Origin of the sequence: Pseudoalteromonas thalassia, assembly GCF_049257215.1 — a bacterium.
In the GTDB taxonomy this organism is placed as follows: domain Bacteria; phylum Pseudomonadota; class Gammaproteobacteria; order Enterobacterales; family Alteromonadaceae; genus Pseudoalteromonas; species Pseudoalteromonas lipolytica_C.
The window spans coordinates 129,662-152,306 of sequence record NZ_JBMMUE010000007.1; the positions used below are offsets into that span (position 1 = coordinate 129,662).

Sequence of the window (22,645 nt, forward strand, 5' to 3'; positions counted from 1 at the left end):
TTTTGGTTATTTCATACCTTGTTCAGGAAAACTTGCTACGCTTAAAAGTGTATATAAAAAAGGAGTATTTGCATGAAAGCATTATTAACGGTTGCTGTGTTGGGATTAAGTCTAGCCACAACAGGTGTATTGGCAAAAGATAAGGACAAAGACAAAGGAAAGAGTCTTCCACCGGGTCTAAAGAAAAAGCTAGATAACGGTGGTGATTTACCACCAGGTTGGCAGAAAAAACTTCGTAAGGGCGACATTCTCGATCGTGATATTTACCGCCGCGGTAAAATAATTAACTCGCGTGATCGCGATGGATTAATTTCTATTGAGGTAGACAATACTGTTGTTCGTTTAGTTGAAGACACTCGCGAAATTGTATCAATATTGAGTCGCTAGTTTTGCTACAAAGCTGTATGACTTATGGATTGAGTATACTGCTAGCTCTGCTGCTGGTGGTCTCAATCCTGCCATTTTCATACTCCCAACATTATTTAATTCGTAGTTGTGACTTTGTACGTTTGCAAGTGGTTTACCTTGCAGGAATGTGTTTAGTTGCATCATGTTATTTAATCAGTCGAACGGAGTCATTGCTTTTTATTGGTTGTGCTCTGGCTAGTATCCTAGTTCTGCTACTGCAAGTTGGTTGGATTTACCCTTACACAAGGTTGGCTAATAAAGAAGTTGCCTCAAGCAATAAAGATGATAAGCACAGTATTCGTATTATGTCGGCAAATGTACTGATGTCGAACACTGAATATGACAAACTCATAGGTTTAGTTAAAACGCACCAACCAGACCTATTCATAACCTTAGAGTCTGATCAAACTTGGCAAAATAAACTGAGCAGTTTAGAACAAGAGTACCCATATCGAGTGTACTGCCCAAAAGATAATCGCTATGGCATGCACTTGTACAGCAAGTTTAAAATCAAACAACAGCAAGTTTGTGAGCTTATCGAAAGCGATATCCCCTCAATTCATATTTTGTTTGAAGATGCAGATGGCGTAGAAGTACAAGGGCACTTTATTCATCCTGCTCCTCCGAGTCCCACAGAAGAAGACAGTTCACGACCCCGTGATACTGAGCTGATTATTTTAGCGAAAGCACTTAAAAACAGGCAGCGACCTTGTATCGTTGCCGGTGATCTGAATGATGTTGCTTGGTCGCGTAGTACCCGCTTGTTTATGCGTATCAGTGGTTTGTTAGACCCACGTAAGGGCCGCGGTTTTTTTAATACCTTTCATGCCAGTTATTTCTTTATGCGCTGGCCACTAGATCACCTTTTTCATAGTAATGAGTTTAGTGTGAAACGCATTGAGCGGTTGGCAAAATATGGTTCTGATCATTTTGCGCTTCTTACTGAGCTTGTTTATAACCCAGATTCTGACAATCAAAAACAGCAAGAGCAAATAGATAAAGAAAAAGCGGTGGATGAGTTAAAAATGCCAACAGTGTCAAAGCAGCAGGTGCCAATGTTTGAAGAATGATAATGATTAGGTATTTAAAAGGGCTCCGTAGAGCCCTTTTTTGTGTTTAGTCGTTGACCATAATGGTTTTGATATTAACAAATTCTCGTAGCCCAAAGCCGCCATGTTCACGGCCATAGCCACTGTCTTTTACACCACCAAATGGCAGGTTTGGCTGGGCTAGCCCATAGCCGTTGATATTTACCATACCGGTATCGAAGTGGTGCTTTGCAAGCTCAATGGCAGCTTGCTCGTCTTTTGAGAAAATACCGCCGCCAAGACCATAGCGCGAGTCATTAGCAATTTGCATTGCCTCATCATTATCTTTTGCTCTGATAAGCGATGCTACAGGGCCAAATAATTCATCATCATAGGCGGGCATGCCCGGTTTGATATTCTCAAGTAGCGTTGGGCTGTAATAGCACCCCGAGTGTTCTGGAATATAGCCACCAGTAAGCACTTTTGCGCCGGCTTCTAACGACTCAGTTACTTGTTGATGTAGTTTATCGCGTAGATCTTTACGAGCCATTGGACCAAGCGTGGTTTTTTCATCATTCGGATCGCCAAGAACGACTTGCTCAAATTGCTCTTTAATTAAAGCTTTAAAATCATTGTATAAGGCATCAACCACAATAAAGCGTTTTGCGGCAACACAGGTTTGGCCGTTATTAATTAAACGTCCTTGAGTACATGCCGTGATCGCTGTGTTTAAGTCTGCATCATCAAGCACGACGTAGGCATCATTACTGCCAAGTTCCAATACGGTTTTCTTGACCTGTTTACCCGCACGCTCAGCGACCTTTTTACCGGTTTCGTCACTGCCAGTAAATGTGACACCGCGAATAGCTTTATGCTCAATCAATTCACTTGCTGTACTGCCACCGATAAGTAGGTTCTTAAAGCAATAGTCTGGAAAACCTGCTTGCGAAAACAGTTGCTCAATCTTTTCGGCCATGCCAAATACATTACCTGCGTGTTTAAGAACCGTGGTATTGCCCGCCATAATGTTAGCGCAAGCATAGCGAATGACTTGGTAAAGTGGGAAATTCCAAGGTTGAATACCTAAAATAACACCAATTGGCTGATAGCTGATAATTGCACGGCCATTTTGCATATCGCGGCTTTCATCAGCAAGAACTGTAGGTCCTTGTTCAGCAGTGTAGCGACAAATTGCAGCACACAGCTCAACTTCTTGAAGGCCTTGTTGATATAACTTGCCCATTTCATCGGTCATCAATTGAGCTAATTCTTGTTTATTAGACTCAATAACCTCAGCAAGTTGATTGAGGAGTGTTGCACGTTGTTCGAGAGTGGTATCACGCCATGATAAAAATGCCTGATGACACTTGTCGACTTCTGCATTGGCTTCTTGCAATGACATTAAACTATAGGTTTCTAGGGGTTGTTCGTTGGTTGGATTGATTGTAGTTACAGTATCAGTCATTATTACCTCCTTTAAAATGTAATGTGTAACCTGCAAAGGTAATACCGACTTGCATTTGTTTTTATCTTATTGTTTTTTTTAAAGTTTTAGTTGTTTTTTCTTTAGTGTTTTATTTGCTTTGATATGTAAAAACTGCAATAGGCTGCAAAACTTACAAGGAATACGTAATGATAAATTCTGTGTTAAATACCGAGCTGGCAATTATTCAAGCGCCGATGGCGGGTGTGCAAAATGCCAAATTGACAGTGGCTGTATGTGAAGCTGGGGGGCTTGGTTCGTTACCTTGCGCTATGCTTTCGACTGAGCAATTAAAGTCAGAGCTTGATTATATTAGTCAGCATACAGACAAACCCTATAATCTTAATTTCTTTTGTCATCATACACCTGAGTATACACTGGAGCAGCAGACTGCTTGGCATAATGTGCTTGCACCTTATTTTGAGGAGTTTGCTGTTGATGCCTCACAATTTACCCGTAACGCTTCACGCCAGCCTATTAATCAGCAGGTTATTGATGTAATTGCGCCTTATAAGCCGCCAGTTGTGAGCTTTCATTTTGGTTTGCCAAGTAAAGATATTCTTTCTCAAATTAAAGCGTGGGGCGGGGTCGTTCTTTCATCCGCCACAACCCTTGATGAAGCACATTGGTTACAAGCAAACGGTGCCGATGCAGTTATTGCACAAGGGATTGAGGCGGGCGGCCACCGCGGCCATTTTTTATCAATGGACTTATCGCTGCAACCAACCACAGTACAATTAGTGCGAGAGTGTGTAGAGCTTGATATATCCGTTATTGCTGCGGGTGGAATTTGCACAGCTGAAGATGTAGCCCAGTACCAAGCATTAGGTGTTACTGCGGTGCAGGTTGGGAGCGCTTACTTACTGTGTGAAGAAGCTACGACAAGCACATTACATCGTGAAGCATTAAAAACAGTTTCGCCAGATTCAACTGAATTGACGACTTTGTTTTCTGGTCGTCCGGCGCGAGGAATACGTAATCGAGTGATGCAACAGTTAGGTGCGATGCCAGAGCAAGCGCCACCTTTTCCTTATGCGTCAATTGCGATGACGGCATTGCGCTCAAAAGCGGAAGCAAATGGCGACAGTGGCTTTACACCGCTTTGGTGTGGTGAGCGCTTTATTGCCAGAGAAGGTATTAACGCTAAGCAAATTACTGAATTACTAATGCAAGGTTGGCAATCTTGAGTGATACCCAGTTACTTCCGCTAGGTGATAGTTATCATCAGCTTGCCAGTGAGTTTCGTCATAAGCTTGCTGGGCAATGCATAATTAAGCGTTATGCTAAAGGTGATGTTCTATTGCAACAAGGCAATCAACAAGATGTGGGTTATTTGATTGTTTCTGGCGTACTTGCGGCAATACATGCATCAGAGCAGGGCTCAGAAAAGTGCAAAGAGTTTTATTTTCAAGATGAGTTTGCACTGCTCTATGGCAACTGGTTGACCAAAACTAATGCGTTTTACCAGCTTAAAGTGATACGAGATGCTGAGCTTATTAAAGTACCTTTGGCTTTACTTGATGGCCCTGATTGGCAAGAATTAAAACATAGGTTAATTACTCAGCAGTTATTATTTAAGGAGGCAAAAGAAGCCTTTTTACTACTTAATACGCCAGAGCAAAGGTATCAGTATTTGCTGGATAATAAACCGCATTGGCTTTCGCAATTGAGTTTAAGTGAGGTTGCTATGTATTTAGGGATCTCAGCTATTTCTTTATCACGAATTAGAGGGCGTCTTAACTTAAGTTAAGGTGTGGCAAAACGGTGAACATTACACTGCTGGTTTTTCAGGAGTCGTTATGTTTATTTTATCCCAGTGCTTAGTTGCAATCGCTACATTACTCGATTTAGCATCTTTTCAATTTAGGCAAAGGCACGTTATTTTAGCCTGTTTGTTTAGTTCGGTATTACTCACATCAGTTCACTTTTTGCTACTTGAAAATTTAAGTGCCGCAAGCTTAATGCTAATAGCGGCAGTGCGCTATGCATATTGTATTTTTGCTCGTAAAACCTGGGTGATGGTTACTTTTATGTTGGTAAGTATTACCGCTGTGAGCCTAACTTGGTATAACTGGGTAAGTTTTATTGCCTTAGTTGCAACTTTAATTCAAACCTACGCGTCGTTCCAAGGCAAAGACCTATCATTAAGGCTTATGATGGTTATTGGTACACTGTGTTGGATAACACATAATGCGATCATGTTTTCCCCAGTCGCAGTGGTAATGGAAATGGTATTTCTATTGAGTAATTTATTAGGAATATGGCGCTACTACGCTTCACCTAAGGCTGTATAAGTATTAAAAGGTGTTAGCACGGTATAGTAAAATATAGCGTGCTTTTATAGCAAAATAAGCTTAAAGCGTGTTGGCAATCAGCTTGAGCAAATAAGTTTCGCGCTGTATCGATAATCCCTGCTTATCACTCATTGCCATAGTTGTTTCATTGTGTGCTATGGCATCAAATATGTTTACCCATTTGGGTTGCATACCGTTTTGAACTTCGTAGTGTTCCATTTTTGGATCTGCAAATTCATCACTTATTTCACAAAAATAACAGTAAGATTTTATATGCACACAATCAAAATCGTCTTTGTACCAAGGCCTGATCTCTTCATATAAACCAAGGGGATGTTTAATCTTTATTTGTTGCGCGCCAGTTTCCTCATGAAGCTCTCTGAGTAACCCTTGCTCGATAGATTCACCGTCATCGATACCACCGCCAGGTAAGCTGTAGTCATCATAACGGGCGGTATATAAAAGTAGTACTTGTTCACCTTTCAATACAATGGCTCGTGCTGTGTTGCGAATAAACACACTACCATACTGTTCACTTAAACTTGGGTGGAGTACTTTTTTTAATAACTTCATGTGCCATAAAACTTCTTGTATTTAATCAAATACAGCTTAATTTAATATTTGAGTTGTTACTATAGCGTGTAAATGATATTAGATTTATTTTTTTACCCCAAAGTGGAACTTACTGGGGTAAAATGTCGGAATAAATAACTGCATATGCACTCTATGTGTAGTATTTTCTTTTCAGAAAAACTTTGCGTAGAATGATGAAAAAAGCTTAGGGAATTAATATGTTGAATGTACTTTTGGTTGATGATGACAGTGAATTTAGTGATGTTGTTTGTCACATCGTTGAATTCCTTGGGCATAACATTAATACTGCTGCCAATCTTGCCGAAGCTGAGCAATGGTTTGAAAATAATACGTTTGACCACGTCTTTTTAGATTTTATGTTACCAGACGGCAGTGGTTTACACTTACTCGAATACCTAAAAAAAATAGGTCAATCTCCGCGAGTTACGCTTATTTCTGGTCACCCATCAGTAAAAGGTAAATTAGCCGAGATGTGTGAAGCTAATGTGGGGCATTTGGTAAAGCCGCTACAACGCGAAGACATTGAGCGTGTTTTAAACCCTAAAAAAGCGTCTGATAAGAAAAAGTCAGCTCCTTCAATTAAGCGTCATTTTGGCACCTTAATCGGTGAGTCAGAAGTGATGAAAAAACTTTATACTATGATTGAGCGTGTGGCAGCAACATCAGCCAATGTGATGTTAATGGGCGAAAGTGGTGCCGGTAAAGAGGTTGTAGCGCAGGCTATTCATAACGCAACCGAGTGCGATGGTCCACTCGTGGCTACCAACTGCGGCGCATTTTCAAAAGAGCTGATTGGTAGCGAACTTTTCGGTCATGAAAAAGGCGCGTTTACAGGTGCGATTGCGCGTAAAGAGGGTGTGTTTGAACAAGCTGCTGGTGGTACGTTGTTTTTAGATGAAGTCACCGAAATGCCGATTGATATGCAGCCAAACTTATTACGTGTGCTTGAGAGCAAAAAAGTAACCCGAGTGGGCGGTACAAAAGAACAAGCGGTGAATTGTAGGGTTATTTCTGCGACCAACCGTACTTTAACAGATCTTGCGCAAAACAATGTTATTCGTGAAGATATTTACTTTCGTTTAGCGGTATTTCCCATTGATATTCCACCGCTACGTGAGCGCAAAGAAGATATTCCACTGCTTGCGAATGCCTTTTTAGAACAACTCAATGAAGAAAATGGCACTGATTTTAAGTGGCAAGCAAGCCAGTTAAAAGAGCTTGAGGCTCATGATTGGCCTGGTAACGTGCGTGAGCTTCGCCATGCAATACATCGCGCTTTTATTATGAGCGATCCTAAAGGTACGGCAATTGTTTTACCTGAGTCATTAGAGTCTCCTTTCTCGAAAGTAAATAAAGAAACACAAAACAACCAAGTAATGGCAGGACAAACCATTGAAGAGGTGGAAAAAGAACTGATCCACGCGACATTGGATAAAGTACAAGGAAATAAAACAATTGCTGCCCAGATGTTAGGGATCAGCACAAAAACACTCTACAACCGTTTAAATGCTTACGGAGGCATTGGCGAATACAAATAATAAAGGATAGCTATGAATAATGACGAGTCTTTACGTAAGTTAGTCCATGATGCACGCGCACCATTGAATCGTATTTCAATGAATGCAGAGCTAGTTAAGCTTGTATTAGAAAATGATATGCCAAAGCAAAAAGCACTTGATGCACTTGATAAAATAATTGCTAACTGCCAACAGTGTAGTGAGCAATTACAATTAATTAGTGATACCCACGCTAGTGAGTAACGGAAAGCAAATGCAAAGAAAAAAACAGAAGGGAAAAATCACCATTAGCTGGGCGAGCTTTATCGCTGTCGTGCTGTGTATTGTGGTTGCAAACGCTATATTAGCTATTAATAGTATTCGCTCACTAACAGAGATCCAGAACAGTCTAGATAATACCAACTCTCTAAATACAGCTATTGAACGATTACACTTGTCTGTTGTTCAAGCTGAGTCAGGGCAGCGTGGCTATTTGCTTACTGATCGTGAAGATTACTTAATGCCATACAATGATGCAATTGCCTCAATGCAAGCACAAATAATGCTGGTGAAAAGTCTTCATTCGGAAATACCGGGACAAGCTGATCGTATCGCAAGGATGATTTATTTAGTCAATGATAAAGTTGCTGTGATGACCAAAACCACAGATCTTGCATTGGCTGATAAAGATATAAAAGCCCGCCAATTGTTACTTACAGATAAAGGACGCGATTTATACAAAGAGATACGCACAGCCGTTGATGAAATCCAGATGCGGGAGCTTAATTTTAAAATAGAGTTATTTTCTGAGCTTTTAGAAATTAAGAACGAAGCAAAGTTAACTTTTGCAATTACTGCTGTTACAAGTACCTTATTGCTGATCGGTATGTTTGTTTTAACACGCATTAACGCTCGTAATGCAGCAAAATATAGAGCTGATCTAGAAGAACAGAATGAAAATTTAGCTGTAAAAGTAGCAGAGCGTACTCAAGAGCTAACCATTTATTCAGATGAATTAAGCCGTTCTAACAGAGAGTTGGAAGAGTTTGCCTTTGTAGCAAGCCACGACTTACAAGAGCCGCTGAGAAAAATTCAAGCATTTAGCGACCGTCTAGAAAAAATGTTTAAGGATGATCTCGGCGAAAAAGGCATTGATTATATTAACCGTATGAAAAATGCGGCGCAGCGTATGTCTAACCTTATTAATGACTTACTTGAGTTTTCTCGAGTTACTACGCGTGGCAAAGACTTTGTAGATACCGATTTAAATAACGTTGTAAATGAGGTATTAGATGACCTTGAGATCGCTATTAAAGAGTCAGAATCAACTGTTAATTTAGAGCCACTTCCTCATATTCAGGCTGATCCGAGCCAAATGTTGCAGCTATTTTTAAATATTCTTTCGAATGCCATTAAATTTAGACGCGAGAATGTGCCGCCAGTCATAAACATTAATTACCAGCGAACTCAAGAGTTTAGCCAAGCTCATAATAGCGAGGTCGAGTGGGAGATCATTACTATTTCGGATAACGGTATTGGTTTTTCTGAAGAGTACCTAGAAAAAATATTTGTTCCGTTTCAGCGTTTACACGGGCGTTCACAATATAAAGGCACAGGCATTGGCCTATCGGTTTGTCGACGAATTGTAGAGCGTCACGGTGGCGAAATTTTTGCGAGTAGTCGCGTAGGTGAAGGTGCAAGCTTTACTATTAAATTACCTGTGGAAACATCCCTTTTCACATTACAAGGAGAGGCATAATGCCATTTAATAAAGTTAAACCAATTACCATTTTAATGGCCGATGATGATGAAGATGACCGTTTATTAACACAAGATGCTCTAGCTGAAAGCCGTGTTTTAAACGAGTTATATTTTGTTGAAGATGGCGTGGAACTACTTGAGTACCTTGAACGCAAAGGTAAGTTTAGCGAAAAAGAAAGTTCACCAAGGCCTGGCTTGATCTTACTAGATTTAAATATGCCACGAATGGATGGCCGTGAGGCGTTACAAGCAATCAAGACAAACCCTAATTTAAAAGGCATTCCGGTTGTGATTTTAACTACATCAAAGCAAGAAGAAGATATGGTTAAAGGTTACGATTTAGGGGCGGCTTCATACATTACAAAACCAGTCACTTTTGAGGGATTAGTTGAGCTGATGAAGACGCTTGGTAAGTATTGGGTTGAATTTGTAGAGCTGCCAACACCACTCAATGATTAAAGGATAATACATGTTAGATAAGGTAACCCGCTTACTCTTGGTTGAAGACGATGAAGATGATTATATTCTCACTTGTGATTACTTGGAGCAATTGGGTTCCCATACCTTTGATGTAGAATGGTTAAGCTGCCCCGAGCAAGCCATTAGTGTACTGAGCGAAAACAAGCATGATATTTGTTTGTTAGATTATCGTTTAGGTGCCTCTGATGGCTTAGAAGTGCTCAAACGGGCTGTTGCAAACGGTTTTCGTGGGCCGATTATCATGCTTACGGGGCAATCAGATGAAGCCCTCGATTCTGCGGCACTTGATGCTGGTGCGGTTGATTACCTCGTAAAAAGCGAGATGAATTCAAGCCGCTTTGCCCGTGCTATTCGTTACGCCTTAGCTCGCCGAGATGTTGAAGATGAGCGAGTTGAACGATTAAAAGCGGAAGCAGAAAATCGTTCTAAAGACCGCTTCTTGGCACATTTGAGCCATGAGTTACGTACACCGCTTTCATCCATTTTGGGTTACACCGAGCTGCTAATGCAGAGCGAAAAGAATCGGCATTTAAATAATGAACTTGGGGTCATTTATCGAAATGGCAAACACTTGCTAAGTTTACTTAATGATGTGCTCGACTTATCTAAAATTGCTGCCGATAAACTTGAACTAAATTGCAGTGATGTTAATTTTGATAGCCTTATGGCTGATGTGTATACCTTAATGCGCGTCTCAGCCTTGGATAAAGGCTTAAAACTCAAATTTGAGTCACAGCAAGCCTTGCCATTGATTATAAATACAGATGCCACACGGCTAAGACAAATTTTAATCAATATTATCAATAATGCGATTAAGTTTACCAACCAAGGTGAGATAGTCGTGCGCGCATGGACTGCTTGGGTCAATGAGCGAGAAATGCTGTTTTTTAGTATCAAGGACACAGGCCTTGGTATTCCACATGAAAAGCAGGCACTGATTTTTAAACCCTTTGAACAGATTGCTGATGTTGAGTCGAGGGATGTAGGTGGTGCAGGCCTTGGTCTTGCGATTTGCGCCGAATTATTAGCTCGTATGCAAGGCTCAATTGAGCTTGAATCAACCTTAGGGGAAGGGTCTGAATTTATCTTATCTATATACCCTGGCAATATACGTGAGGTTGAACGACAGGTTTTGAGTTTCGATTCAAGCCCTGATTGTCAGCAAAAGTTAAGTACACTTTCAACTTCAGGGAGAGTGTTGGTTGTTGATGATTTAAAAGACCTACGAGTTCTCGTTGGACACATGATCACCAGTACTGGGGCAGATGTAGAGTTTGCTGAAAATGGTAAGCAGGCTATCGAGAAAGTGGCCAGTGCAGAGCAAGCAGGCAAACCTTTCGATATTGTGTTTATTGATTTACATATGCCGGTTATGGGTGGCAAAGAAGCCACCATTGAGCTTAGGAAAATGGACTATCAGGGGCCTATCATCGCGCTTACTGCCGCAACAATGAAAGGTGTGAAAAGTGAGCTTAGTGCGCTTGGTTTTAATGACATGATAGCCAAACCTGTTGATACTGGATTACTTTATCAAGTGCTTAATCATTATATTTGCCAAGGTAAAACAGAACCTGTTGTTGCTCGGGAGGATTCCCTCGCATTGACTCAGCAAAGTACACGCTATTTATTGGTTGAAGATGATGGTGATGCCGCACAAATAACCCAGCTATTACTTGAAAGTTTGGGGGTTGAAACCGTCATCGCCGACAGTTGTGCTGCTTGTATGGATATTCTTCACGATGATCAACGCTTTGATAAAGTGCTGTTAGACATGCACTTGCCTGACGGTGAAGGTCTTGATTTGGCAGCTAAAATTAACCAAGAGTATGCGGGGTTAGCTTTAGTGGTAGTGAGTGGTGCTGAGCCTGATCCTGAAAAAATGAAACAGCTTGATATTGAACAAGTGCTATTAAAACCTATTAATTTAGGGATACTCAGCGAGCTTATAGCGCACTGATAGAGTGCCTAACTATAAGCTCTGGTTCAAATAAAGTCTGTAATGACGGGGTTTGTTTTTGATAAACCTGATTCAGGATCCAGTTAGCCGCCATTCTGCCCATTTCTTCAATCGGGTAGTTTATGGTACTCAGTTGAGGGTAAACATGGCGAGTAAAAAACACATTATCGTATCCCATAATAGATAACTGTTTAGGGAGTGTAAGCCCTAATTTTCTTGCACTCGCCATAGCGCCAACAGCCATTTCATCGTTGGCACAAATTAAAGCACTAAATGGTTTGCCATGTTGATGTAATGCCGCAAGCCCTTCAAAGCCACTCGATTCCATGAAGTCACCTTGATATAGCAACTCTTCATCAAAAGGAACACCAAACTCAGCAAGCGCTTGCTTGTGACCTTCTAAACGGTCTTTGGCGTCTTGCTTCCATAATGGGCCACTAATATATGCTATCTGCTTGTGACCTTTTTCTAATACATATTTGGCAGCAAGGTAACCGCCTTTTATATTGTTAAGTAGTATACAACGATCACTTAGCTGACTAATGTAGCGGTTGATCAGAACAAATGGAATACGGCCTTTACTAAGTTTAATAAGGTACTCATCACTAACAGCTTCTACGTGTAAAATAAGCCCATCGCAATTGCGGCTTATTAAAAACTCAATACCTTGTTTTTCGCGTTCTTCATCACTATGGCCAGCTGCAATAATGAGGTGTTTGCCTTGATTTCGAAAAATGTTTTCAATACCACTCATCATTGGGCCATAAAATGGACCTTGTAATTCAGAGACCAGTAAGCCAACACTGTTTGAGCAATTTGATGCCAACGACTGTGCAATTGAGTTGGGGCGATAGCCTAACTCACTCATTGCAGCTGTCACTTTTTTACGAGTAGCGTCACTGACATTGGCATTGTTATTCATTACTCTTGAAACTGTAGCAAGTGAGACTCCTGCAAGTTTCGACACCTCGTAAATGGTGGCCATGTTTGTCCTTTTAAAAAACCAAGTTATTGTTTATGTTGCGATGATAAGTCTGCACTAATCTGCTCAACAGTTTGATTATCAAGAATATACATTTTCATGATAAATGCGACAAGCATACTACCTATTGCTGGGTAAAGGGTAAATGAAATCAAAATACCTGATAATGTTGTCTCGCTAAGCTCTGCGTTAGCCTCATAGCCATAAAAAGCCAATAGCCAGCCCGCAATTGCTCCACCTAGCGCCAACCCTAACTTAATGAAAAACACCACACTAGCATACACTAATCCTGTTAAGCGCTCGCCAGTTTTCCATTGCCCGTAATCGATGGTATCAGCCATTTTGGCCCAAAGTAGCGGGGTTGCCATTTGGGTGAAAAAGCACCAAAAGAAATAAATAACAAATGCCAACACAATCTGCTCGCTAGGCAACCAAAATGCAATACAGCTGATAACAGCAGAAATATATTGTAAGCGTATGTATGCTGTTTTCTTGTCAACTCGCTTGCTTAGAGGGTTAGCACATGCACATCCAAGGATATTGCCTATCATGCCAATGGTTACAAAGTAGGTCACCAAATCAGCCTCGCCAAGTACATACTTAACATAGTAAATTGCTAAGGTAGTACGCAAAACCATACTGGTTAGTAGCATTACTGCGGCAAAACACAGTACTTTAAAAGGACTATTTTGCCATAATGTATTGAAACGATTTTTCCAACTAAGCGACGCATTGTTGTGTGCTGTAACTCGTTCTTTAGTGTAGCGAAAACAAATTAAAAATAGCACCACACCTAAGCCGCTCATCAGTGCCATTGTTAGCTGATAGCCCGTCGCGTTATCACCTTTGCCTAGCCAGTTAACTAGGGGCAAAGTACATGCACTCACAATTAACCCACCCAGCATACCAAAGACAAAACGGTATGATTGAATTGATACTCGCTCTTTCGGATCGCTACTTAACACGCCACCTAACGCTGAATAGGGAATATTAATAGCGGTGTAGACCAGCATCAACAAAGTGTAAGTAACAAACGCATAAACTACTTTACCTGATTCAGGTAGGTCAGGCGTGGTAAAGGTGATCATACTGATCAACCCAAATGGTAAGGCAAGCCAAAGCAAGTAAGGGCGGTAGCTTCCCCACTTAGTGCGGGTCGAATCGGTTAGAGCCCCCATTAATGGATCGGTAATAGCATCGACAACTCTCACCACCAAAAATAAGGTGCCGACAACAGCAGGCGATATACCAAAAATATCTGTATAGAAAAACGTTAAGAATAACATCACTGTTTGAAAGATAATGTTACTTGCTGTATCGCCTAATCCGTAGGCTATCTTTTCTTTTTTTGTCAGCATGTGTGCTCTCGTGTGTTGTTATTTTTATCGTTGTCTTAATAATTCACGATATTGTTTTGCGCTTTCTTTCAAAATACGCTGCTGGCTATCATAGTCAATATACACTAACCCAAAGCGTTTCTCGTAGCCATACGCCCACTCAAAGTTGTCCATTAAGCTCCAAGCAAAGTAACCTTGAATATTAACGCCTTGACGAATTGCTGCACAAACTGCATTTAAATGAGTGTGATAATAATCGACTCGCTCAACATCATACACTTCACCATTGTTGAGTGTATCAGCCATAGCTGCCCCATTCTCAGTTATGTACATTTTAGGCAAATCGTATTGCTGGTGCAGTGATACAAGCAGTTCAGTTAAGCCTTGCGGATAAACCTCCCAGCCCATATCGGTTACACGTACATTGGCTAAACTTGCTTCTTCAAACCAGCCATCTGGGGTGTTTTTGTAGTGTATGCGGGTATAATAATTAACACCAATAAAGTCGACAGCTTGGCTAATAATCGTCATGTCGTCAGCAAGTATTGTAGGTTTAACTTCGTCTGCTAACTGATCAAATAGCGGAGGATAGCACCCGTCTAGTACGGCTTTTATATACCATTGATTATGATACTGATCAGCAAGCTCTGCGGCTTTGCTATCGGCAGCAGTTAGCGGATAAGTAGGGCTGAAGTTTAGTACGATACCGGCTTCTGTATTTGGGCAGTTTTCACGTAAAACCTGCATAGCTAGGCCATGGGCAAGTAATAGGTGATGAGCTGCTTGTCGGCCTGCCTGTTGTGATTTTACACCTGGTGCATGCACACCTACTTCGTAACCTAAATAAGCACTACAGAATGGCTCGTTTAAGGTTGCAAATGAATCTACAAGATGACCGAGATGCTCAGTAACTAGCTCAGTATATTCTCTAAATTTGTAAGCTGTATCACGGTTTAACCAACCACCTTGATCTTCAAGGTACTGAGGTAAATCCCAGTGATATAAAGTGACGTAGGTTTTGATGTTGCGCGCTTTTAAAGCCGTTAGCAGCTCAAGATAAAATGCCATACCTTGTTTGTTTGCAGTACCATCTTGGTTCATGACTCTTGGCCAAGAAATTGATAAACGGTAAGCATCGACGGCTAAATCGGCAATCATTTCGACATCTTTTTGCCAGTGAGCTATATGTTCACAAGCGTTGTCGCCATTACTTTGATCTGCAATAGCCCCTGGTTTTTCACAAAATGTGTCCCAAATACAATCAAGTCGAGTGTCGCGGGCGCCTTCGATTTGAAATGACGCTGTCGCTACACCAAAAGTGAATTCTGGTTTAAGCAAAAACGAATCAGGCAAAAGAGAAATAGATTTATACACTGAAGAGTCATCCTTCGCATTGATAATGTAAGGCTGCCAAAGGCATATACAGTCTATCTGTAAGCGCTTACATTTTTATTGTAAATAAATTGCTAATTATATTTAATATGATATAAATGTAAGCGCTTACATTTGATGTTGCAACATTTTTCGCTATTTGTTGTTAGTAGTTTAGTTCTGGATATGCTGTAACAAACTGATAAATATAATTAACTAGAGATAAAATTATGGCTCATGTATCAACGCCTGTTGCGGCTTCAGCTAGCCAAGCTGATATGCCTAAGCAACACTTTGCACTGGCATCATTGACCACGTTATTTTTCATGTGGGGGTTCATAACGTGTTTGAATGATATTTTAATCCCTTACTTAAAAGGTATGTTTTCGCTTAACTACACGCAAGCCATGTTGGTGCAGTTTTGCTTTTTTGGTGCTTATTTTGTGATGTCTATCCCCGCGGGTAAATTGGTCAGCCGTATTGGTTACCAGTTTGGTATTGTTGTGGGCTTGGTGGTTGCCGCCATTGGTTGTGCCTTGTTTTATCCTGCTGCAGTAGCACATGTTTACGAATTATTTTTACTAGCATTATTCGTGCTTGCATCGGGTATTACTATTTTACAAGTATCTGCAAACCCTTACGTGAGTGTCCTTGGTCCACAAAAAACCGCGTCATCTCGATTAACGATGACACAAGCTTTCAACTCACTTGGTACTACCGTCGCTCCTATCTTTGGTGGTTGGCTAATTTTATCTGAAGTCAGTCATGCAACCGCAGAGCAAGTAAAGTTACCTTATTTGTTACTGTCATTAAGCTTATTAGTTCTTGCCGTTATTTTTGCTTTTTTAAAGCTGCCTAAACTAGGTAGAGAAAGTGACAATGAAGCTGCACATCAAGACTTAGAAGATTTTGTAGACTTAGGTAGTGTGTGGAAATACCGCCATTTAATTTTAGGTGCAGTAGGTATTTTTGTTTATGTGGGTGCTGAAGTTGCTATTGGTAGTTTTTTAGTTGGTTTTTTAACTTTAGATAATGTTGCTGGTTTAGCTGAAAAGGAAGCCGCTCACTATATTAGTTATTATTTTGCAGGTGCGATGGTTGGCCGTTTTATTGGCGCTGCTGTGATGCAAAAATTTGATGCGGGCAAAGTGCTTGCGTGTCATGGCTTACTTGCTGTGGTGTTAATTGTGATCGCAATGACAGGTGAAGGCAGCCTAGCTATGTGGGCGATTCTTTTAGTTGGGCTTTGTAACTCAATTATGTTCCCAACTATTTTTAGCCTTGCGCTTCATGGCCTAGGTAAATACACCTCAAAAGGTTCTGGTATTTTGTGCTTAGCGATTGTTGGTGGCGCAATTATTCCATTATTGCAAGGTGTTATGGCTGATGCTATTGGCGTGCAACTGGCGCTCTTTTTACCTATCGCATGCTACTTATATATTACTTACTTTGCGCTAGTTGGCTCAAAAGTATCAACTCAGACTTCAAAGGTGTAAATATGAAATTGAAAAATACATTCACCCTCGGCTCTTTAATGATTGCAAGTATGGGGCTGTTAGGTTGTGCTGAGCAAGAAGTAACAGTTAAAGAAAAAGTGAAGCAAGAAATCTGGCCACATATTGAAACCGGGATCGCTGAAGACCCTGAGCTTGAAGCTAAGATTGCGAAGATGTTAGCCGGTATGACGCTTGAGCAAAAAATTGCACAAATGATCCAACCTGAAATTCGCGATATTACCGTTGAAGATATGCGTAAATACGGGTTTGGTTCTTACCTTAATGGCGGTGGTGCATTCCCTAATAATGACAAACATGCCAAGGCGTCTGATTGGATTGATTTGGCTGAAAAAATGTATCAAGCCTCAATTGATGACTCATTAGATGGCAGCAAAATTCCAACTATGTGGGGCACCGATGCAGTACATGGTCACAACAATGTGATTGGCGCTACATTATTCCCTCATAACATTGGTTTAGGGGCAACAAATAACCCTGAGCTAATTGAGAAAATTGCAGCCGCTACAGCACAAGAAGTAATGGTGACGGGCATTGATTGGGTGTTTGCACCAACAGTCGCCGTTGTTCGTGACGATCGTTGGGGCCGTACTTACGAAGGCTACTCTGAAGACCCTGAAATCGTTAAAGCATATTCAGCAGCCATCGTAAAAGGCTTACAAGGAGCTGTTGATAAAGATTTTCTGTCTGATAAACGCGTGATCAGTACTGTTAAACACTTTTTAGGTGATGGCGGTACAGAAGGGGGCGATGACCAAGGTAATAACACCGCGTCTGAACAAGAGTTATTCGAAATTCATGCACAAGGCTATGTTGGTGGTTTAGGTGCAGGTGCACAAACCGTGATGGCGTCATTTAACAGCTGGAATGGCGAGAAAATTCACGGTAGTAAATACCTACTTACTGATGTACTAAAAGGTAAAATGGGCTTTGATGGCTTTGTCGTCGGCGATTGGAATGGTCACGGTCAAATTCCTGGTTGTAACAATGCAGATTGTGCGCAAGCTGCAAATGCAGGCCTTGATGTGTATATGGTTCCAACAGATGCATGGAAACCATTATATGAAAACTTAATTAAGCAGGTTAAGAGCGGCGAAATTGCGCAAAGTCGTATTGATGATGCGGTTACCCGTATTCTTCGTGTAAAAATGCGTGCAGGCTTATTTGATAAGTCAAGCCCTGCTAAGCGCCCGCTTTCTGGTAAAACAGAGATCATTGGCAGTGCAGAGCATCGCGCAGTTGCAAAACAAGCGGTACGTGAATCACTGGTTCTTCTGAAAAATAAACAGCAGCTGTTACCATTATCACCAAAAGCCAATGTACTAGTTGCTGGTTTAGGTGCAGATAATATTGGTATGCAGTCAGGTGGTTGGACTATCACATGGCAGGGGACAGGCAACGAAAATAGTGACTTCCCTGGTGGTACTTCAATTTTTGATGGTATTAAAAAGACCGTTGAGCAAGCCGGTGGGCAAGTTCAGTATGATCTAAATGGCGAATTTGAAACTAAGCCAGATGTAGCGATTGTCGTGTTTGGTGAGCAGCCATATGCTGAAGGTAATGGTGATTTAGACAACCTTGAATATCAGCGTGGTAATAAAACAGATCTAGCCCTACTTAAAAAGCTAAAAGAAGCGGGTATTCCTGTGGTATCGCTATTTATTAGTGGTCGCCCAATGTGGGTGAATGCAGAGCTAAATGCCAGTGATGCGTTTGTTGCAACTTGGCTGCCAGGTAGTGAAGGTGACGCCATAAGCGATGTGCTTTTTAAAAATGCAGATGGTTCAATCAATCATGACTTTAAAGGTAAGCTGTCATTCTCATGGCCAAATGATCCAATCGGCAATCAAAACCGTGGCGATAAAGATTACGCGCCACTTCTGCCATACGGCTTTGGTTTAACATATGAAGATGAGAATACCCTAGCTGACAATCTTGATGAAACTTCTCAGGTGACAAGTGAACTTGAAGATCTAGTAATGTTTGAGCGAGCAATTAAGTCGCCTTGGTCACTTCAGTTGCAAAGTGGCAGCGAACTGCAAGCAATGACGAGTAGTCGAGCTGCTGTAAATGCAGTAAGTGTAAAAACCTTTGATAAAGACGTACAAGAAGATGCTCGTGCCATTAGTTTTAATGGTAAAGAGCCTGCATCAGTGCGTTTAGTGGCTGCGTTTCCGTCAGATTTACGCTCGTACGTTGAGAAAAATGGTCAACTTGAAATGTTAATTAAAGTGGATAAAGCGGCTGATGCTCCTTTAATGTTAGGTATGCAATGTGGTGAAAACTGTGAAGGCCAGTTTGATATTCGCGAGCGACTAGCAGACACGGCCGAATGGCAAACTATCTCTGTAAACTTAGCTTGTTTTGCAGATAAAGGTGTCAATCTAGCGCAGGTATTTTCGCCTTGGCAGTTGGCAACCGACGGAGCATGGCAGGTGTCGATTGCTCATTTAAGCGTTGGTGTGACCGATAACCTAGAATTGACGAATACTTGTAAGTAACAACTCCTCCCTTACGTCCTTTTGGTTAACAGGTAACATACTGCCTGTTAACCACTTTCTCTTTATCAAGAGCTTTACTCTGCTAGATAGTTTAGTACTGTTGTCTTTCATCTTCAGTTAGAATTACTTAATGATATACGTGTTTGCCTAAGTTTTACTTAAAAGGATCTGATTATGCATTCAGTAAAATTAGCCTCTGAAGAATATACACCGAGTAAGATTGTCTGCGTTGGACGCAATTACGCCGAGCATATTGCCGAGCTAAATAATGAAACTCCTACCAGCATGGTATTGTTTGTGAAACCTAATAGTGCAATTTCGCAACAGCTCCATGCCGAGCATAATGGTGAAGCTCTACATTATGAAACTGAGCTTTGCTTTCTGATAAAAAATAAACAGTTGGCTGGAGTTGGATTAGGTCTCGATTTAACTAAGCGCTCGTTACAAAGCGCATTAAAAGAAAAGGGATTACCTTGGGAGCGTGCAAAAGCCTTTAATGGCGCAGCGCTATTTACTGAGTTTGTTAGTTGTGATGAAGCTTTGGCGTATCAATTTAATTTGCAAATAGATGGTAAGGAAGTGCAGTTGGGTGATACTCAGCTAATGCTGCATGATGCACAGCAAATTTTATCCGAAATTAGTGAGTTCATGGATTTAGAAGATGGTGACATCATCATGACCGGCACTCCTAAAGGTGTAGGTAAGGTAACCTCAGGCGCTATATTTAAGGTGACTTTGCAGGCGGCTGAGCAGACTCTTTTGAGCCATCAGTGGCAATCACGTTAAGCGGCTCTAAAATATAACGCTGATAATGGGACGAAAACTCAGGAAAGCTTTGCTCTAGCCAAATGCGTTGGCTAAGTTGATATTTTTCATCAGCCAAAATCTTATTTTTTAGTACAGTGTTTATTTTTGCTAAAACTTTTTCGGCGTAATTGTTTGGTGCACTAGATGAGCAACCTATTGCACCGAATATCTTATTTTTTTCAGGAATATTTACAGCCAATTTTTGAATATTCTTTTGGTTTTTCTGATTGTAGTAATCAGCAACAAAAGGGTATTCAATGGTGTAATCAATATAGCCATGTTCAAGCTGGGAAAGCAGAGCGTAATTAGCATTACTACCAGTACTACTTAGTGCAGCACTCTCGTATAGCTTTGTATTAATTGCAATAGTGTCTATCAGGTTACCGAACTTACGAGCATCATTTTGACCATAAATGAAGTTGGCATCGGTCAGTAAAGAAATTAATGAGACTGGGTTGCCGTGTTTTTGCGTAATCTTTACTGCTGTGTCAGGGGTACTTAAAACACTAAATGGAGGATAGACCGTCGTTGGAATCGAGTAGGTTGCGCGATTGGTCTTTTCCTCACGGTGGATCATACAGGCATAACACGCCATATGGCCTTCATCGAGGTATTTACTGCCTCTTTTTTGCGGCAACATCACCTTGGTGTGTTTAATCTCTGGTAAGGCTTCAATCAACATGTCGGTGATTTCGTTGCACAAGCCGCCATACGGGTTAGCTTGGCTTTTCTCTATGTAGAATGGTTTACCATCATTTTCAAGCCAAGTAATTGAAAGTTGTTCTGAGGCACAAGTGATTGGGGTAAGCAATATACCAGTAACAATGCATAATACTTGTTTTACGTATTTACTCATCGATAACCCAAATACTAAAGTACTGTTAACAACTATACACTAAAGTATGGATAAATTTGTAGATAAAACTTTAAAACAATAAATAAGTGCTAGTGAGTCTACTGAAGGTAGACTCACTAATATTTTAGAAGATAGCTTAGAATGGCATCGGATAGCGGTTAAATACGTCAGCGATTTTATCGTTAGCTTCATCGCTTAATTGCACCGAGAAAGCATCGATATTTTCTTTTAACTGCGCCATCGATGTTGCACCAATAATCGTTGAACTCACACCATCTACTTGATCACACCAAGCAAGTGCGAGCTGTGAAGGCGTTAAATTAAAGGCGTTAGCAATTTCAACATATTCAGCAATTGCAGCTTGCGATTGTGCTGTGTCTCTAAATAGACCATTACGTTGTACTAGCGTCCAGCGGCTACCTTCTGGGCGCGCACCATTTAAGTACTTACCACTTAACATGCCACCACCAAGCGGTGACCATGGTAGGTAAGCAATATCTTCATGAATACATTGCTCAATCAAATACGGCCAATCTTTGGCATGCAACAAACTAAACTCGTTTTGAATTGATACCATACGCGGAAGGTTATGTTGTTCACTTAAACGCAGGTACTGGCTAATGCCCCACGGAGTATCATCAGATAAACCACAGTGTTTAATTTTACCTGCTTTAACACAATCATTCAGACCTTCGAGGATATCTAACATGCCAGCGATATTTTGCTCGGTGTCAGCCTCCGAGAAGCGCACTTTACCTGGCCACTGTTTACCAAAGTGTGGCGAAGTACGATTAGGCCAATGTAACTGGTATAAATCGATAACATCAGTTTGTAAGCGTTTGAGTGAAGCATCAACAGCTTCAACAACTGCCTGGCGAGTAATGTCGCCCGCATCGCGTACCCAAGGCAAACCGTTACCTGCAATTTTAGTGGCAATAACAAGGTTATCGCGTTTGTCTTTGTTACGAGCTAACCAGTTACCGATGATCTGTTCTGTTTTACCATAGGTGTCAGGAGAAGGCGGCACTGCATACATTTCTGCAGTATCGATAAAGTTAACGCCTTTATCTAATGCATAGGCGATTTGTTCATCGGCATCGGCTTGGTTGTTTTGCATACCCCATGTCATGCTACCTAAGCAAACACGAGATACATCAATACCACTTCGACCAAGTGGGCTATAAAGCATAATAGATCCTTGTTAATCGCTAGAATGGGCTTTAAGTGCAGCTAATAACTCATCATTTAACTGCGCTTTTTTACCCGTTTTAAAATTAAACATTACCACTTGTGATGAGCCAATGGTTGTTACTGCATCTTGGCTTTCACTAAATACAGTGTAATGCATCATAAAACGATCTTGTTCAATGTCACTAATCTTAACACCAACATGCACCGTATCAGGAAATGTTACCGGGCGTTTATAGCGAGCATTGTTTTCGCTGATCACCGGGCCAACACCTGTTACTTGTAAATCTTTAAGAAAACCTAATTGAGTAAAAAAATCGATACGGGCTGTTTCGAAGTAGCGAAAATACACTACATTGTTGACGTGTTGCAGGGCATCCATTTCACCCCATGCAACATTGATTTTTGTTCTGATAGGGTGTTGTTCTATAAACGATTGCATAGTAAATCTTCATTGATTGTGAGATAACTTAGGTTAGCAATATGCAGCTTTTAGCTCAAGGTAATTAGAAAGCTCAGTATATTGTGCTAGATTTATAAGTTCACGCTTACGTAAAGTGTGCACTGGTTTAACACACATTGAAGGAT

The 22,645-nt window shown here is 41.0% G+C and carries 21 protein-coding genes; 13 read left to right on the plus strand and 8 right to left on the minus strand.

The genetic code is table 11. The features are described 5' to 3' along the window. Positions 1-72 precede the first annotated feature (72 nt). Both AAEU31_RS10455 and AAEU31_RS10460 read left to right on the plus strand, forming a co-directional pair. On the plus strand, positions 73-387 hold the full coding sequence (locus AAEU31_RS10455) for a hypothetical protein (RefSeq protein ID WP_421967174.1): 315 nt from the start codon (positions 73-75) through the stop codon (positions 385-387). A 17-nt stretch (positions 388-404) separates the two neighbouring features. Next, positions 405-1,478: an endonuclease/exonuclease/phosphatase family protein gene (locus AAEU31_RS10460; RefSeq protein WP_421967175.1), complete on the plus strand. Its 1,074-nt coding sequence runs from the start codon at positions 405-407 to the stop codon at positions 1,476-1,478. Positions 1,479-1,524: 46 nt separating this feature from the next. Here the strand turns inward: AAEU31_RS10460 and AAEU31_RS10465 are convergent, their stop codons facing one another. After that, positions 1,525-2,901, minus strand: coding sequence for an NAD-dependent succinate-semialdehyde dehydrogenase (locus AAEU31_RS10465; RefSeq protein ID WP_421967176.1), 1,377 nt, complete (start codon positions 2,899-2,901; stop codon positions 1,525-1,527). 167 nt (positions 2,902-3,068) lie between these two features. On the opposite strand from AAEU31_RS10465, the gene AAEU31_RS10470 reads away from it, so the two are divergent. From AAEU31_RS10470 to AAEU31_RS10480, 3 genes are read left to right on the plus strand one after another with little or no spacing between them, the layout of a single operon-like run. Further along, positions 3,069-4,106 carry an NAD(P)H-dependent flavin oxidoreductase gene (locus tag AAEU31_RS10470; protein ID WP_421967177.1) on the plus strand — a complete coding sequence of 346 codons (1,038 nt, stop codon included), beginning with the start codon at positions 3,069-3,071 and terminating at the stop codon, positions 4,104-4,106. After that, entirely contained in the window at positions 4,103-4,669 is a 567-nt protein-coding gene (locus AAEU31_RS10475; protein WP_135923649.1) for a Crp/Fnr family transcriptional regulator, read from the plus strand. The genes AAEU31_RS10470 and AAEU31_RS10475 overlap by 4 nt, the downstream gene beginning before the upstream one ends. 49 nt (positions 4,670-4,718) lie before the next feature. Beyond that, positions 4,719-5,213 carry a YgjV family protein gene (locus AAEU31_RS10480; protein ID WP_421967178.1) on the plus strand — a complete coding sequence of 165 codons (495 nt, stop codon included), beginning with the start codon at positions 4,719-4,721 and terminating at the stop codon, positions 5,211-5,213. Positions 5,214-5,273: 60 nt separating this feature from the next. Here the strand turns inward: AAEU31_RS10480 and AAEU31_RS10485 are convergent, their stop codons facing one another. Beyond that, a complete protein-coding gene (locus AAEU31_RS10485; protein WP_135923651.1) occupies positions 5,274-5,786 on the minus strand; it encodes an NUDIX hydrolase in 513 nt (170 codons plus the stop codon). Between the two features lie 218 nt (positions 5,787-6,004). On the opposite strand from AAEU31_RS10485, the gene AAEU31_RS10490 reads away from it, so the two are divergent. Genes AAEU31_RS10490 through AAEU31_RS10510 form a run of 5 tightly spaced genes read left to right on the plus strand, consistent with a single transcriptional unit; the run spans position 6,005 to position 11,501 of the window. Further along, a complete protein-coding gene (locus AAEU31_RS10490) occupies positions 6,005-7,345 on the plus strand; it encodes a sigma-54-dependent transcriptional regulator (RefSeq protein WP_421967179.1) in 1,341 nt (446 codons plus the stop codon). 12 nt (positions 7,346-7,357) lie between these two features. After that, positions 7,358-7,567 (plus strand): histidine kinase, encoded by a 210-nt coding sequence (locus AAEU31_RS10495; protein WP_135923653.1) that lies wholly within the window; start codon positions 7,358-7,360, stop codon positions 7,565-7,567. Positions 7,568-7,577: 10 nt separating this feature from the next. Next, the gene (locus AAEU31_RS10500) at positions 7,578-9,062 is read left to right on the plus strand and encodes a sensor histidine kinase (protein ID WP_421967180.1); all 1,485 of its coding nucleotides are present in this window, start codon (positions 7,578-7,580) and stop codon (positions 9,060-9,062) included. Next, positions 9,062-9,523: a response regulator gene (locus tag AAEU31_RS10505; protein ID WP_135923655.1), complete on the plus strand. Its 462-nt coding sequence runs from the start codon at positions 9,062-9,064 to the stop codon at positions 9,521-9,523. The genes AAEU31_RS10500 and AAEU31_RS10505 overlap by 1 nt, the downstream gene beginning before the upstream one ends. A 10-nt stretch (positions 9,524-9,533) precedes the next feature. Next, positions 9,534-11,501: a response regulator gene (locus tag AAEU31_RS10510; RefSeq protein ID WP_421967181.1), complete on the plus strand. Its 1,968-nt coding sequence runs from the start codon at positions 9,534-9,536 to the stop codon at positions 11,499-11,501. On the opposite strand, the gene AAEU31_RS10515 is transcribed toward AAEU31_RS10510, so the two are convergent. The 3 genes from AAEU31_RS10515 to AAEU31_RS10525 are packed head-to-tail and all read right to left on the minus strand — an operon-like array spanning position 11,488 to position 15,194. Then, the gene (locus AAEU31_RS10515) at positions 11,488-12,486 is read right to left on the minus strand and encodes a LacI family DNA-binding transcriptional regulator (protein ID WP_135923657.1); all 999 of its coding nucleotides are present in this window, start codon (positions 12,484-12,486) and stop codon (positions 11,488-11,490) included. The genes AAEU31_RS10510 and AAEU31_RS10515 overlap by 14 nt on opposite strands. Positions 12,487-12,509: 23 nt before the next feature. Then, a complete protein-coding gene (locus AAEU31_RS10520) occupies positions 12,510-13,841 on the minus strand; it encodes a glycoside-pentoside-hexuronide (GPH):cation symporter (protein ID WP_421967182.1) in 1,332 nt (443 codons plus the stop codon). Between the two features lie 24 nt (positions 13,842-13,865). After that, positions 13,866-15,194, minus strand: a complete 1,329-nt coding sequence (locus AAEU31_RS10525) for a GH1 family beta-glucosidase (RefSeq protein WP_421967183.1) — start codon at positions 15,192-15,194, stop codon at positions 13,866-13,868. 227 nt (positions 15,195-15,421) lie between these two features. Here AAEU31_RS10525 and AAEU31_RS10530 point away from each other — a divergent pair, with 227 nt between their 5' ends. The 3 genes from AAEU31_RS10530 to AAEU31_RS10540 all read left to right on the plus strand — a co-directional run bounded on the left by AAEU31_RS10530 (position 15,422) and on the right by AAEU31_RS10540 (position 19,992). Then, on the plus strand, positions 15,422-16,687 hold the full coding sequence (locus AAEU31_RS10530) for a sugar MFS transporter (RefSeq protein WP_421967184.1): 1,266 nt from the start codon (positions 15,422-15,424) through the stop codon (positions 16,685-16,687). Positions 16,688-16,689: 2 nt separating this feature from the next. Continuing rightward, positions 16,690-19,206: a glycoside hydrolase family 3 protein gene (locus tag AAEU31_RS10535; protein WP_421967185.1), complete on the plus strand. Its 2,517-nt coding sequence runs from the start codon at positions 16,690-16,692 to the stop codon at positions 19,204-19,206. A gap of 174 nt (positions 19,207-19,380) precedes the next feature. Further along, positions 19,381-19,992: a fumarylacetoacetate hydrolase family protein gene (locus AAEU31_RS10540; RefSeq protein ID WP_421967186.1), complete on the plus strand. Its 612-nt coding sequence runs from the start codon at positions 19,381-19,383 to the stop codon at positions 19,990-19,992. Here AAEU31_RS10540 and AAEU31_RS10545 read toward each other — a convergent pair. The 3 genes from AAEU31_RS10545 to AAEU31_RS10555 all read right to left on the minus strand — a co-directional run bounded on the left by AAEU31_RS10545 (position 19,931) and on the right by AAEU31_RS10555 (position 22,499). After that, complete coding sequence (locus tag AAEU31_RS10545) at positions 19,931-20,869, minus strand: ABC transporter substrate-binding protein (RefSeq protein WP_135923663.1); 939 nt, start codon at positions 20,867-20,869, stop codon at positions 19,931-19,933. The genes AAEU31_RS10540 and AAEU31_RS10545 overlap by 62 nt on opposite strands. A 136-nt stretch (positions 20,870-21,005) precedes the next feature. Continuing rightward, on the minus strand, positions 21,006-22,058 hold the full coding sequence (locus AAEU31_RS10550) for an aldo/keto reductase (protein WP_199526863.1): 1,053 nt from the start codon (positions 22,056-22,058) through the stop codon (positions 21,006-21,008). Between the two features lie 12 nt (positions 22,059-22,070). Further along, positions 22,071-22,499, minus strand: coding sequence for an acyl-CoA thioesterase (locus AAEU31_RS10555; protein WP_135923665.1), 429 nt, complete (start codon positions 22,497-22,499; stop codon positions 22,071-22,073). Between the last annotated feature and the right edge of the window lie 146 nt (positions 22,500-22,645).